This is a genomic window from Paraburkholderia phytofirmans PsJN (genome assembly GCF_000020125.1).
Taxonomy (GTDB): domain Bacteria; phylum Pseudomonadota; class Gammaproteobacteria; order Burkholderiales; family Burkholderiaceae; genus Paraburkholderia; species Paraburkholderia phytofirmans.
The window spans coordinates 3139194-3152833 of record NC_010681.1 but is presented as its reverse complement, the minus strand read 5'-3'; the positions used below and the strand labels follow the sequence as shown (position 1 = coordinate 3152833).

Annotated in this window: 11 protein-coding genes; 6 read left to right on the top strand and 5 right to left on the bottom strand. The window is 60.8% G+C overall.

All coding sequences use genetic code 11. The features are described from left to right. Positions 1-71: 71 nt before the first annotated feature. Positions 72-1745 (top strand): methyl-accepting chemotaxis protein, encoded by a 1674-nt coding sequence (locus tag BPHYT_RS13820; RefSeq protein WP_041758513.1) that lies wholly within the window; start codon positions 72-74, stop codon positions 1743-1745. Positions 1746-1794: 49 nt separating this feature from the next. On the opposite strand, the gene BPHYT_RS13815 is transcribed toward BPHYT_RS13820, so the two are convergent. Then, complete coding sequence (locus tag BPHYT_RS13815; RefSeq protein WP_012433776.1) at positions 1795-2037, bottom strand: SBBP repeat-containing protein; 243 nt, start codon at positions 2035-2037, stop codon at positions 1795-1797. A gap of 700 nt (positions 2038-2737) precedes the next feature. Beyond that, the gene (locus BPHYT_RS38200; RefSeq protein WP_012433774.1) at positions 2738-3025 is read right to left on the bottom strand and encodes a hypothetical protein; all 288 of its coding nucleotides are present in this window, start codon (positions 3023-3025) and stop codon (positions 2738-2740) included. A gap of 94 nt (positions 3026-3119) precedes the next feature. Here BPHYT_RS38200 and tssF point away from each other — a divergent pair, with 94 nt between their 5' ends. Genes tssF through BPHYT_RS13790 form a run of 5 tightly spaced genes read left to right on the top strand, consistent with a single transcriptional unit; the run spans position 3120 to position 10152 of the window. Next, positions 3120-5048, top strand: coding sequence for a type VI secretion system baseplate subunit TssF (gene tssF / locus BPHYT_RS13810; protein WP_012433773.1), 1929 nt, complete (start codon positions 3120-3122; stop codon positions 5046-5048). Between the two features lie 31 nt (positions 5049-5079). Then, positions 5080-7749 carry a type VI secretion system Vgr family protein gene (locus BPHYT_RS13805; RefSeq protein ID WP_012433772.1) on the top strand — a complete coding sequence of 890 codons (2670 nt, stop codon included), beginning with the start codon at positions 5080-5082 and terminating at the stop codon, positions 7747-7749. A 27-nt stretch (positions 7750-7776) separates the two neighbouring features. Further along, on the top strand, positions 7777-8967 hold the full coding sequence (locus tag BPHYT_RS13800; RefSeq protein ID WP_012433771.1) for a DUF2515 family protein: 1191 nt from the start codon (positions 7777-7779) through the stop codon (positions 8965-8967). After that, the gene (locus BPHYT_RS13795; RefSeq protein WP_012433770.1) at positions 8964-9878 is read left to right on the top strand and encodes a hypothetical protein; all 915 of its coding nucleotides are present in this window, start codon (positions 8964-8966) and stop codon (positions 9876-9878) included. The genes BPHYT_RS13800 and BPHYT_RS13795 overlap by 4 nt, the downstream gene beginning before the upstream one ends. Before the next feature lie 31 nt (positions 9879-9909). Continuing rightward, on the top strand, positions 9910-10152 hold the full coding sequence (locus tag BPHYT_RS13790; protein WP_238535657.1) for a PAAR domain-containing protein: 243 nt from the start codon (positions 9910-9912) through the stop codon (positions 10150-10152). 185 nt (positions 10153-10337) lie between these two features. Here the strand turns inward: BPHYT_RS13790 and BPHYT_RS13785 are convergent, their stop codons facing one another. Genes BPHYT_RS13785 through BPHYT_RS13775 form a run of 3 tightly spaced genes read right to left on the bottom strand, consistent with a single transcriptional unit; the run spans position 10338 to position 13639 of the window. Further along, positions 10338-11216, bottom strand: a complete 879-nt coding sequence (locus tag BPHYT_RS13785; RefSeq protein ID WP_012433768.1) for an efflux RND transporter periplasmic adaptor subunit — start codon at positions 11214-11216, stop codon at positions 10338-10340. A gap of 13 nt (positions 11217-11229) precedes the next feature. Beyond that, positions 11230-11430 (bottom strand): DUF1656 domain-containing protein, encoded by a 201-nt coding sequence (locus BPHYT_RS13780; protein WP_012433767.1) that lies wholly within the window; start codon positions 11428-11430, stop codon positions 11230-11232. Beyond that, on the bottom strand, positions 11420-13639 hold the full coding sequence (locus BPHYT_RS13775) for an FUSC family protein (protein ID WP_012433766.1): 2220 nt from the start codon (positions 13637-13639) through the stop codon (positions 11420-11422). Before BPHYT_RS13775 ends, BPHYT_RS13780 begins: the two co-directional genes overlap by 11 nt. Between the last annotated feature and the right edge of the window lies 1 nt (position 13640).

The following is a 13640-nucleotide window of genomic DNA, read 5'->3' as shown; positions in this document are numbered from 1 at the left end:
TAGACCCGGAGAGATAAGCAGCAATGCCGGAACCGACCTTTCCGGCAGTTCTAAACGTGGGGACGGGGAATATGAAAGCAGTTTCGCTGGGAAGCCAGACGGGCGCGGGATTCGTACCGGGGGGAGAAGCGGCGGGCAAGCCGCCGCGTGGCCAGAGCAGCCGCTCGCGGGCGGTGAGGCTCAAGGGATTGTCGGTGAAGGCGATGTTGCGCCTCGCTTTCGCCGTGCTGCTGGTCGGCACGCTGCTGATCGGCGTGTTCTCGCTGACCCAGATTAGCCGTCTGAATGCGTCGGCCCAATCGATCTACGATCAGGGGCATGTCGCGAGCCGTGCCGCCGAAGAAGCGCGCGGCCACATGCTGCGCGCGAGCCGCGCGCAAAAAATGCTGCTCACCGCTACCACCGCGAAGGAGCGCGATGAACTCGGCACCGACATCGAGGCGGGCTTAAGCGGTCTCGCCGCGCAACTCGGCACGCTGCAACAGTACGTCGACACGTCCGACGCGAAGGCCGTCGATCAGCAAAAGAAATTCGCCGCCGCCGTGACCGTGTGGAGCGGGCATCTGCGCGACTTCGTGACGCTCGTGAAAGCGCAGCCGCTCGACCTCTCGCAGATGAACTGGCAGGTCGGCACGCAGGATGTGTCGCTGCTGGTCGAAACCGGCAAGCTTGAAAAAATGGTCGATGAACTCGTCGCGCAGCGCGGCAAGGCGGCCAAGGCGACCATCGAGGCGTCGGGCTTTATTTACCACTCGTCGTTCGTGATGCTCGCGGTGGCGACGCTCGGGCTGATCGTGCTCGCGTTCGGCATCAGCGAGTGGGTGGTGCGGCGGCTCGCCGGCCAGCTTGGCGGCGAGCCGGCGTATGCAAAGGAAATTGCCAGCCGGATCGCGGCGGGCGATCTGTCGGTCGAAATCGCGCTGGGTCGCAAGGACAAGTCGAGCATGCTGTTCGCGCTGCAGGACATGCAAAGCGGGCTCGCCACGACGGTCGCCGACATTGCGTCGAGCGCCGATGCGATTGCGACGGCGTCGGGTGAGATTTCGATGGGCAATCTGGACCTGTCGCAGCGCACCGAGCAGCAGGCCATGGCGCTCGAACGCACCGCGAGCAGCATGGAGCAGTTGACATCGACGGTTCGCCAGAACGCCGATAACGCGAAGCAGGCGAGCACGCTGGCCAACAACGCGTCGGAAATCGCGGAGAAGGGCGGTGCCGTGGTGAGCCGCGTGGTCGCGACGATGAACGAGATCAACGATAGCGCGCGCAGTATCGGCGACATCATCGGCGTGATTGAAGGGATTGCGTTTCAGACCAATATTCTGGCGCTGAACGCGGCGGTCGAGGCTGCGCGGGCGGGCGAGGAAGGGCGCGGTTTTTCGGTGGTGGCTGCCGAGGTGCGCAATCTGGCTCAGCGTAGTGCCGCTGCCGCGAAAGAGATCAAGGGGTTGATCAGCACGTCGGTGGAGCGTGTCAGCAATGGCTCGACCCTGGCTCAGGACGCTGGGCAGACCATGGATGAAGTGGTCAAGGCGGTGAAGCGCGTGACCGACATCATGGGGGAGATTTCTGCGGCTTCCTCCGAGCAGAGCGCCGGGATCGAGGAGATAAATCTTGCCGTGACGCAGATGGATTCTGGGACGCAGCAGAATGCTGCGTTGGTGGAGGAGGCTACCGCTGCTGCCAGGTCGTTGGATGATCAGGCGCGGGGGTTGAAGGTGATGGTGGGGAAATTCCGGCTGTGAGGGAAGGCCGCGTGCGGCGTCTTTGCTGCCGCGGTCGCTCTCTTCGGGGCTATAAGAATGTGATCTTCAAAATCTGCGCACCAACCCCGCGTGTGCCGACGAACAGATTTCCGGCGCTGTCCCTGGTCATGGACGTAATGAAGTCGGACGTGGCGGTGAATGGGTAGGACGCGATGCTGCCATTCGCGGGACGCCGATAAATGACTCGCGAACCGGCGGTGTAGACGTTTCCTTGTTTGTCGACCGCGATTGCATTGCTGGCAGTCGTTAGTCCGGTCGCCAGCGTCGTCACGACGCCGTCGGGGGAAGTCTTGCGGACCGTGTCGAGACTTCTTATGTAGAGATAACCGCTGCTGTCGATTGCAAGATCGGCCCGCCGCTGAGGGAAAATGTCGCGGCGCTGCCGTTCCCGTCGACATTTCCGCTCGCACCGCCGCCGGCAAGAACCGCCCACGTGTTGTGGGCCAGGCCAAACTTCACGATCCGGTTGCTCCTGCCAGGCTGACGACGCTCAGGGCCGATGCTGAAAGGCCATTGGCCGACGACTGTGTGGTGGTGACGATATTCGTTGCAGGACCCGTTGCATTCGCGGGTACTGCGACTTGCGCGCCAATCTGCGTGTAGACGGTATGCGACGTTCCGCTGATTGTTATCACGGTGCCATTCGGCGAACTCACGATCGTGCCGGCCGGAACCTGGACTGAAGCTTTTGCCGTTATGCTCCGGCTGGCGCCTGGCGCCAACGTGGTTGTCACGGCGCCATGTCGGCACTTTCAGACGCTGTGCCGGAGCGGTCGCCACAGGCGCTCAACACGACAGCGGTCGCGACAAACAAAGCCCCACGCAACAGATTTTGCACTCTTATATCCCCCGCTTTTTTAATGAGTCGCGGCTCGTTGGAGAGCAGTATTTGCAACTGCCGATCCGCCAGAACGCTTAATCATTACTGTTAGTGGCAGCGTCGGCAATTCGATGCATAAATAGCTCGCCGACTAATCTGCGTTTTCGTTTTGGTATTCACCATTGACGGCATGCTTGCCGTGAGCTTGATGGGGGAGGTCGGTCAAAGCTGCAAGATCGCGCTTCGCTATCGCCGTGCCGAGAATGGTAGCGGGGCCCATCTTGGTCTTATCGCGATTGGGGAGCCGCACATCCCTATCAGTCGCAGAAATTTCCACGACAATTTCGCCGCTGACTGACAGCGTCGTCGGATATCCGTCTTTAGAGACCAGGCTCCATCGATACGAAATACGGGCAGGCGTGTCGTGGTGTTTCCTCACGCCGATCTCAAAAATTGCGCCCAGCCTGATCGGATGTTAAATATGGATAGCTAAATATTGCGCGCGCAACCCCGATGGAAAAAGTACGAAAGACATGACCAAGCCGCATCGATCTCTTACAGACCCGGAACTGCTCGACTACTACACGGGCGAACTGCTCTATATGCGGGAACTGGCGCAGGAGTTCGCGGAACAGCATCCAAAGGTGGCAAAGCGCCTCGGCATGCATGCAGGCGAGACGGCTGATCCCTACGTCGAGCGGTTGCTCCAGGCGTCGTCGTTCGTGACCGCACGCATGCGGATGCGCCTTGATACGGCGTTTCCCGAACTGATGCAGCCGCTGCTGGAGACGGTTTATCCGAACTATGTCCGGCAGACTCCGTCTATCAGCGTGGCCCGCCTGTACCCGGGTCACGAAAGCGGCCACCTCGGCCAGGGATTTCTTATTCCGCGCGGCACGGCCTTTACATCACGCCCGCCTGAGGGGGAGAAAACACCGTGCGTGTTCCGCAGCAGCCAGGACGTGACAGTCTATCCGCTGCGAATCAATCTTGCGCGGGTCACGCTGGTTCCATCCGACATACCCTCCCTTGACTTCTACGTGCCGGACGGCCAGCCGGTGCATGGCGCGTTGCGCCTCACGCTGGAAACGACCAACGGTACCTCAATTGCCAGTCTCGGGGAGCTGGCGCGGCTCCCGGTGTATCTCACCGGCGATGAGCGCACCGCATCGCACCTGTTCGAACTGCTCCACACTTCGAGCGTCGCTACCGTCATGGCGGCGCCAGGTCGGTTCACGGAGGGACGGCTGTACGGAGTGACGCGTGGTGCGGTCGTTCACGAGGGACTTGACCCGCAGCAGGCGGTGCTGCCCGACGTGCCGCGCAGCCTGCACGGACATGGTCTCGTGCAGGAATACTTCGCGTGTCCGGCGCGCTTCTGGTTTTTTGCGCTGACGGGGCTGGCGCAGGGCCTGAGGGCAGTCGAGGGGAATGCCATCGAAATCGTCATCCTGCTCAACCGCGCGCCCGGGGCGCTGCTAGACGCGGTGGATGCGTCACATGTTGCGCTCTTTTGCACACCCGTCATCAACCTGTTTCCCTGGCGCACGAAGCATCTCGAAATCGACCCGGAGGATAGCGCTCCCCAGCGGCTTGTGCCGGTGCCGGACGCGCCTGCCGACTTCGATCTGCGATCGGTCGATGTCGCGCATGGCCAGGTTTCGGAGGACGACAGCGATGACGTGCGGTTCAAGCCTTGGGACGGATCGTTTGAAGAGCGCGACGCCAGCGCAGGACATTACTTCTCTCTGCGCCGCGAGTTGTGCCGAAACACGGGCAGCGAGCGGCAGTACGGCACACGCCGCCCCTTCACCGAAACGCAGACGTTCATCTCGCTCGTGAATGGCGAGGGCCGGTCCAATGAAAGCCGCATCCGTTCCCTGTCGCTCGATGCGTGGCTCACCAACCGCGACCTGCCCTCGCTGCTCGACTGCAATGGCCGGGACGACCTCACGCTCGACGGATCGAAGCCGGTGGCCAGCGTGGGACTGGTGCGTGCACCGTCAGCGCCGAAGTCGCCCCTCGCCCGCCACGATCTCGCCTGGCAACTGATGAGCCAGTTAAATCTCAATTATGGAATGTTCGACGACCGATGCGGCGATCACGACATCGAGCCACATTCCGGCGACGGAGTACGTCGCCGCCTGCGGCTCTATGTGACGCCGGATGCGGGTGTTCTGGCGCGGCAAGTCGAGTGCCTGTTGAGCGCCACGGCGACGCCGGTCAACCGTAAGTTGCCGGGCGACGGCCCATTCGTTTTCGGACGCTGCATTGAGTGCTGCTTCACCTTCGATGAAAGCGGTTTCGATGGCGTGAGCCCCTACACCCTCGCGCTGGTGCTGGAGCACTACGTCGCGCGGCATGTCTCCACGCACTCGTTCACGACCACCGTGCTGTATTCAAAGCAGCGTGGCCGCATCGCGAGCTGGCCACCGCGACGGGGCACGCGCGGCGTGTTCTGACTATCTTCCCTGATTCAACACGGAGACACGCATGTCATCATGGATTGACCCGTCCCGCACGCTGGAGATTGTCAGCGCGGGCCTGCCGAAGTGGCAGGCCGAATGCCTTTTTACGGTGTCGCGCGTGAAGGGCACCGAAAAGCTCGGCAAACTCTACGACTACACGGTCGAAGTTGCGACGAAGGAGCATGCCAGTCTGAGCGTGCATGAGGCGCAGGCGCTGGTCAAAGTGGATGAGCTCGTCGGCAGGCAAGTGACGGTCAGGATTGCTATTGAAGGAAGCGGCACCTGGCAGGTCGGTCGAAATGGCACGGCCCCGTTGGTGAACGTTGGCGCGGATGTACGCGAGATCACCGGCCTGATCGTCTCGGCGCAGTGCGTTGGGGCCGATACGCGGCGGGCGTTCTACCGGTTGCGGATTCGCCCGTGGCTGTGGCTCGCGACCTTGAACCAGGATTCAAGACTCTTCCAAGACAAGACCGTCAAGGAAATATCCGAACTGATCCTGAAGAAGTATCCATTCCCCTACGAACTGCGCCTGTCGGGTCTTGGATTTGGGCGGCAATATCCGAAACGCGACTACCAGCGGATGTACTGGGAGTCAGACTGGGGCTATCTGAATCGGCTATGGCAGGAATGGGGCATCACGTTCTTTTACGAGGGTTTGAGACTGGTCCTGTGCGATTCCACCAGCGCATACAGAAAGCACGGCCCCGCATACGAAACGCTGCGTTATCTGGAGCGCGGTGGCCAGCGCATCGACGAGGAACATATTCACCAGTTCGAGATTGCGCGCGCCCTGACCACGGGCAAGGTGAGCGTGACCGACTACGACTATACGCAGTCGCGTGCGGACCTGGCCGCGAAGGATTCGGACTACCGCGAGCGCGCGAATGACAATATCGAGCACTATGCCTGGGGGGATTACTCTCAGCCGCTGGCGGGCGCGATGGGAACCGCGGCGCAGCCCAATGAAGTCGATTTCGAGGGTGAACATCTCGCCCGCGTGCGGCTCGAGGCGAAGCGTGCAAAGAGCCTGCGTGGCAAGGGGCGCGGCAACATGCGCGGGCTGAGGGTAGGCCACACGTTCCACCTGGAAGGCTATCCGCTCGCACCGGGCGATGGCGAATACCTCGTCGTCTCCACGAAGATCGAGATCGTCAACAACGATACGGTGTCGAACCAGGGCGCACTGCAACGCAACTACACCTGCGATACGCAATTTACGGTGCAACCCGCCAGCACGTATTTCCGTACACCGCAGAAGGCGAAGAAGCCGCGCTCGCAAGGCGAGGTAGCGGTCGTGACAGGCTATTCCTCGTCAAAAATCTGGACTGACAAGTATGGTCGGGCGAAAGTCTCGTTTCCTTGGGACCGCGAGGGCAAGCAGGACCAGGATTCAAGTTGCTGGGTGCGGGTCTCCTCGCCGTGGCAGGGCGCGAGCTACGGCGCGATCTATATCCCGCGGGTTGGCCACGAGGTCGTCATCGGCTATCACGATAACGACCCGGACAAGCCCTATATTGCGGGCCGGCACGTGAACCAGTTCCACGAGCCGCCTTGGCCGCTGCCCGCCAACCAGGCGCTTTCGGGCTGGCTGAGCGAGGACCTGGAGGGGCCGGCGACGAACAGCGTCGTCACGGACGACACACCTGGCAAGCTCCAGGTACAGGTGGCGAGCGACCACGCGCAGTCGCGCCTGGTAGTCGGCAGCAATACGCGCATTGACCGGCGCAAGGGGCGTAGCGAAGCACGTGGCGAGGGATTTGAACTGGCCACCGATGCGCACGGCGTTGCGCGGGCGAACGGGAGCCTGCTAATTACCACCGAATCCCGCAGCGGTGCGCGGGCGCCGGCGCTGGATCGCGGTGAGACGGTGCAGCGTCTGGTCGAGGCAGCGGAGCAGCATGACGTGCTGGCGGCAGCGGCTGTTCAGGCGGGTGCGCAAGTGTCGCAGGATCGTAGCGCCCTGGGTCAGTCTCTGAAGGCGTTGGGGACGGAAATTGGTGACGCCGGCCACGATGGGCTGGGATGCCCATCGAAGCCGCATCTGGTGCTTGCCGCCGCCGCCGACATTGCCGCGACCGCGACCAGTAATGCCCATGTGCACGGCGGCAAGAATATCGCCTTGACGAGCGGCAAGCATACGAGCATCAGCACAGGAGGCAGCCTGTTCGCCGCAGCACGCAATGCGGTCAGGCTGTTCGCCTACCAGTTTGGCATCCGCATTATTTCGTATGCCGAGGACATCAATATTTCCGCGCTGAGAAAGAACCTGAATCTGCTGGCAAAACTCGACATTACCCAAAGTGCAAACCGCATCACGATCAAGGCAACGGAAGAAGTGATGCTTCACGGTGGCGACAGCTATATCAGCCTGAAGAACGGCAAGATCAAGGTGGGTGGCGGTGTCTACGAGGTGAACGCCGAGGTGAAAAACCTGCCTCCGAAGCCGATGGGGGTGAGCGCGGATGGACTGCCCGACGTGCAGGCGAACGACCAGATGTTCCGTACGCTCTCACCAACCGGTCAACCACTTCCTGGCGTGGACTACCGGCTCACTACGCAATCGGGCGGACATATTTTCAGAACGGATAGTCGCGGAACTTCACCGGCCCTGAATACCGCGGAGCAGGAAAGCGCAACGTTCCAGTTGCACTGGGATGAGTTTTCCGCCGCTCGTGAAAATTCCAGTGTGTAACACCGAGTCCACAATAAGGGGAATCATTTGGCAGAGAATCTGACAGCGACCGCCACGACAAATCCACAGCCGAATACTTGTGTCGACGCGCAGTGCAGTTGCGATGTCATCTGGTCGCTTGCGCAGCAGTTTGCGATGCGGCAGATCGTGACACATGCGCCGGTCCACAATCACATGCCAGACTACCGCGAGGACGACCCACAGGTTTCAGGTACGCAGCTTGAGAAGGAAGCGCCAGCGTTTGTTACCGACCCGGAGGTACGGGCAAGACGCATTGCCGCAGCTTATGCACGCGTGTTTCTTGAAGATTTTCACCTGGGCGCCAAGGGCGGCAGCAAGGGCAATTTTGTTGGCCGCTTTTACTGGCTAGGTTTGGGTGCGTTCGCGTCCAAGCAGGTTGCGGCGACGCTCGCGCTATGGCGTGTCAAATACGGCGCACGATGGTCCGAGTTGCGCGCGGGCTTGGGCCGGGGCAATCTTTGGCTCTTCAACGACGTGCTGCCATGGTTCTATGGCTATGCCGCCGGAGCTGACACCTTCGAAAAATGTGCACAGTCACGCGACAGCAGGAATTTTGTCGATCAGGTCGCGACTAATTTCACAAGACAAAAGAGTCATGCTGAATCGATCGACAAAATTCCCTGCGAAATTGATGGCGACACCGGACTGAAGAAATTCAGGCTGGGATATCTCAGGCACACCTCGCTGGTTGGTGACGGGTTTGCTGCTGTAAATCAATGGGAGAAAGCGGCCGACAAAGCTCGTCCTGCCATCGCCTTTTCCCATTTGCTAGCCATTGCCAAGCACGAACAAGGAGAGGTGTTGCAGGGTCTGATATATGACGAACCGGCGTTTCAACGATGGCTCAACATGCAGCGAGTGGCGCTGTCGGCCTCTGACGACACAGCGATCCATTCTTCGATGGAAGCAATGCGATACGGTCTGTCGGACGGCTCAGATATTGCGCTATCGCTCCTTCTTCGAGCCTTGGTGCCAAATCTCCAACTGGTACTTACATCAGGCGATACAACGGACGATGCCGAATTCCAATCCAATGCTCCAGACAGACTGGTTTTGCAGGATTACCAGAAACGAATGGACTGGATTCAGAAGGCTGCAATGAAATATCACGGACTGATGCAAGGTGACAGGCGGGAAACCATGATCGGCTATCTCAAAGATATTCGGAACTGGGGCGATAGGCCGGATAATTCATGAGGATCGTCCTTTCCAAAACGTTAATCCTCGGCGCATTTTTGCTTGGCGTGCTGATGGTTGCGCACAACAGATGTCTCCCTTCCTCGTTCCCCGACGGCCACACCATGTCCCAATCACCTACCCTTATCCGGCTTGGCAAGCCTCAGAACAGTGACCTGAACGGCCCTGGCTCGTCCATCGACGATCATCCAACAGGGGCGAGGTTCTACCAGCGTGAGTGGACCAGGGGTCATCTCGGCACTGTAGAGTTCGTCGATAATAACCGGAGCTTGATGATCGATAACGTATTGTCGATTCTCGCTTTCGCTGACAAGGATGTGCCAGAGGGAATTTACAAGTGGAACATCAGTTTTGGTGTCAGTTCCGAACAGGCTGATACGCACGAGGCCGCGCGAGACCGGGTTTTGAAATTGTTGGCACAGCTGCGATCTCTTGGATGGAATCGCTATATTGATGTCGGCGATCCTCGCCTTCGGGGCCGAGCGGCGTGGCTCTACGGCTCGTCATTTCCCGTTGCCATTTATTCCCTGGATTCGGAATACGCGCCAACGCAAGAGGAATGGAATGCGATGTTGCGACATGATCCAAGATGGATTTTCTATGCCGATGGGGTGTATCTCGAGATCTCTCTTGTTGAGAGCAATATGGGGGGTTTCGTCGGGAAGAGCACCTATCTGCTGACCGTAGATATAAAGAGCGAATATGCCTTTTATGGTCTGGGGTATTTCCCGGGGAACGCAGAAAAAATTCATCGCTGGAAGACACTGCTTCCTGCAGAGTTGAAGAAGTACCACGCGGAGCGCCTCAAAACAGAGGCAGCATTGGGAAGCCAGGGCTACACCATCGACACGAACTACCAAGACCCGCCGATCAAAGCGCTGGAGTCTTCGTCCAGCGCATCCGGGAATTGAGCGGGAGATCATGCTGAATGAGCGTGCGGACATGAACGTGGGTGATACGACGAGTCATGGAGGCGAGGTCATATCCGGCAGCCTCTCTTCAACATGGGGGCGCGAGGAAATTTCGATTGCGCGCAAGGGTGATCTGGTGACCAGCCGAAAGTTTGCGCCCTACACGTTCGTCATTGCCGAAGGGCGGGAAGGTAGCGCGGACCGCGACGGCGCGCGCAGCGCCGCCGGAAGAATGAGCCCTTTGTCACTGACGCCGAATGCGCGAGATCACTGATTCCAGATGCACCACTACCGTCGCTGCGCGAGGGACCCACTTAAGAATTAGCGGTGTGAGCCGCTTTCTCTTGCCTACTTCTCTTTGCGGCGGCAAAGAGAAGTAGGTGCCGCCCCGCACAGGGGCAATGCTAATAGACCAAAAGCAATTCAAGGAAAGGCCAACACCTTAGAAATCCGAACAATTCACCCAGCAACCTTCCCACCTGCCGGCATAACAACAACAGTACAGGTAATCCCAGCAGCAAGCACAACATCATCGGGCACCGAATCTATCCTAACCCTCACAGGAACGCGCTGCGCCAACCGAACCCAATTAAAAGTAGGATTCACATCAGCCAGCAACTCCCGGCTCTCCGGATTATCCCGATCATAGATCCCACGAGAAATACTCTCGACGTGCCCTTGCAGGGTGCCACCACTCATCAACCGAACTTCGGCCTTGTCCCCGACCCGAACATGAGGCAGCTTGGTCTCCTCAAAATACCCATAAACCCAGAACGAGTGACTATCGACAATCGCCAGCTTGGCGGCGCCAGCAGTCGCATAATCCCCCCGAAACACGCTGAGATTAGTGACATACCCATCAACCGGCGACACCACCCGCGTCCGCTCGAGATTCAACTTAGCCGCATCCAGAGCAGCCAAAGCCTGCTGATAAGAAGCCTCCGCAGCCGAAGCCGTATGAGTCGCATTCTCACGACTCTCTTTAGACACAACCAGCGCATCCATATCCGCGCGCCGCTGCGCATCATCGCGCTTCATCTGCAACTCGGCCTTTCGCGCCGCCACCGCAGCCTGCGCCTGCTCAACCGCAATCTGATAATGCGACGGATCGATCTGCATCAATAGATCGCCTTTCTTCACCAATTGATTGTCTTTCACAGGCAGATCGACAACCGCGCCAGAAACATCCGGCGCGACATTCACGATCTCGGCGCGCACGCGTCCATCGCGCGTCCACGGTTCGTCCATGTAATGAACCCACAGCACGCGTCCAATCAAAATCGCGACGATAAAAATAACGGCTGTCGCGACGAAGCCCACAAGATTTCGGATGGTCATGTTTCGACTCTGATCAACGATAAACGGCGAGACCCAGCACGCCGCACACACACACGAGCAAGCTGGCCCGGAACAAGGACGGATGCCACACCACGCGATACACGCCCGTATAGGCAATCACGCGGTCCAGCACCCAGGTAAGCGCGGCGCCCGCGATGAACAGCAGCACGATGGCCGGCACGTAGGCGTCGAAAACGGCGATATCACGTGGCATGAAGAACTCCCTCTGACGCGTCGGCACGTCCGCTCATCAGCGGTTCGAGCGGCGATTGCGGATCGAGCAGCGCGGTACGAATGAAATGCAGTTGACTCAAGATGCGTTGCAGCCGATGCCGTTCTTCACGCGACGGCGTGAAAGTGGCCAGCGTCTGCTGGACGGCGGCGATGGCGTCGCCGGTCGCGGCAAGCGCGTGGTCGAAGCGGTCCTCACGCGGCCGCTCGAACAGCGCGGCCAGCGCATCGCGCATCGAACGCAACGCGACGCGCCACGGCATCGACTTCGCATAGCGCGCGTCGGCGGGCAGCGCCGCCACTTCGCGGCGCAGGTCGATCACCGCGTTGCCCACTTCGAGCACCGAGAAGAGCCAGCGCAAGGTGTCGCGTTTCAACTCGGGCTCGTTCTGCGCGAGCGCGTTGATCTGGAACATCAGATCGCGCGCGCCGCTCTCGAAGCGCGACCTCACGCGACGCAAGCCCGCGCGGCTCGCCAGCACGACCTGGCGGCGCAGGTCCACCAGCAGGCGGTTGCGCAGCCACGGAGTCGAAGGCGGCAGCAACACCGCGAACGCGACCGACGACACCAGCATGGACAGCACCAGCGCCATCGCGTCGTTCATGAAGGCGCTCGGGTCGTAGTGAATCACGTTGTCCGGGCCGGCCAGGAAACAGAAGAAGATGCAATAGCCGACCCCGTAGCCGGCGAGTGCGGGCCGCGTCGTCATGAACACGCCGAGCAGCAGGAACGGCGTGAGGGCGGCGCACAGCAGCGGAAAGCCGTCGATGTGCGGAAACACGCCGTACACCGCGATCATGCCCATCACGGTGGCGACCAGGGTGCCGCCGGCCATCTGGAATGCGGTGCGCTTCGGATTCGGCGACGACGACGCCAGCGCGCAAACCGCCGCGGCATTCAGCGTCAAGGTCGAACCGCTCGGCCACGCGGTCGCGATCCAGAACGCGCCGAGCGCCATCATCACGAGGGCGGCGCGCACACCCGCGACGCCCGCCGCGATCGCGTTCGTCTTCGGTTCGTAACGCTCGATCCAACGCTCGCGCTCGTGCGTATCGACGGCGAGCGACGCGTACGTGGCCGCATACGCATGCAGATCGTCGATGAAGCGGTACAGCAGTTCAGCGCCGGTGTCGAAGTCGAGCAGCGGCGCGTCGGGATGCGCTTCCAGTTGCGCGCGCGTCGCCCGCACGCGTTTGGGCAACTCGGCTTTGTAGGCCTCGAGTTGCGCGGCGGCGTGCGCGGCGTCGGCGGCGCTCAGCACGGGTTCGCCGGACTTCTCGAGCAGCGGGGCGATTTCCTTGAAGTACGGTTCGAGCGCGTCGATCGCGGTGGCCGCGCCGCTCGTGTTCGTGTTGCGCAAGCGGTTCATCAACTGATGCAGCGCGTGAAAGCGTGTCGACGCGGTCATGAACTCGCTGTTCAGACGCGCGAGACGTCCGCCGCGCATGCGCGAATCAGGGCCTTCGAACACGGCCACGCTGCGCGCCGCTTCGAATCCGACGATGTCGGCGACAAAGCGCGCATTGGTCGCTTCGATTTGCGCGCGGTCGTTGCGGCCGGCGAGCGACGCCGACACATACTCGACGAACGCCGAGAACCGCGCGCGCACGGTGCCGCGCATCTGCAAGCCGGCGAACTGCGGAAACACGAGGCCGCTCACCGCGCCCGCGCAAACGATGCCGACCACCACTTCGGCCACCCGCGTGAGCGCGCTCAGAAACGCGCCGTCCGGATGCTGCGAGGCGGGAATGCCGATTAGCGCGGCGGTATAGCCGGCGAGCACGAAACCGTACGAGCGGAAGTTGCGGTTGCGCGCGGCGCCGGCGGTACAGATGCCGACCCAGATCGCCGTCGTGACGATGAAAAGTTCGGGCTGCTGCGCGAACAGGCCGATCAACGCGAGCATCACTACAAGGCCGACCAGAGTGCCGCAGATCCGGTAGAAGCTCTTCGCGAACACCATGCCGCTTTGCGGCTGCATCACGATGAACACAGTGGTCATCGCGGTGCGCGGCTGCGGCAGGTCGAGCTTCATCGCAATGCCGAGCGCGAGGAAGCAGGCGGCCAGCGCTTTGAAAAGGTAGATCCACGTGAGGCCGTCGTTGCGGGCCCAGTCGGCGGCGGCCGCGTAGAGCGCGGCGAACTTCGCTGTCAACACGGACCGCGAGGCGGAGGCAGGGGAGGCGGACATG

Bases quoted from the DNA above. Each gene is read 5' to 3' on its own strand.
- BPHYT_RS13785 (WP_012433768.1), bottom strand. From the start codon at position 11,216: ATGACCATCCGAAATCTTGTGGGCTTCGTCGCGACAGCCGTTATTTTT.
- BPHYT_RS13780 (WP_012433767.1), bottom strand. From the start codon at position 11,430: ATGCCACGTGATATCGCCGTTTTCGACGCCTACGTGCCGGCCATCGTG.
- BPHYT_RS13805 (WP_012433772.1), top strand. From the start codon at position 5,080: ATGTCATCATGGATTGACCCGTCCCGCACGCTGGAGATTGTCAGCGCG.
- tssF (WP_012433773.1), top strand. From the start codon at position 3,120: ATGACCAAGCCGCATCGATCTCTTACAGACCCGGAACTGCTCGACTAC.
- BPHYT_RS13790 (WP_238535657.1), top strand. From the start codon at position 9,910: ATGAACGTGGGTGATACGACGAGTCATGGAGGCGAGGTCATATCCGGC.
- BPHYT_RS13775 (WP_012433766.1), bottom strand. From the start codon at position 13,639: ATGTCCGCCTCCCCTGCCTCCGCCTCGCGGTCCGTGTTGACAGCGAAG.
- BPHYT_RS13820 (WP_041758513.1), top strand. From the start codon at position 72: ATGAAAGCAGTTTCGCTGGGAAGCCAGACGGGCGCGGGATTCGTACCG.
- BPHYT_RS13795 (WP_012433770.1), top strand. From the start codon at position 8,964: ATGAGGATCGTCCTTTCCAAAACGTTAATCCTCGGCGCATTTTTGCTT.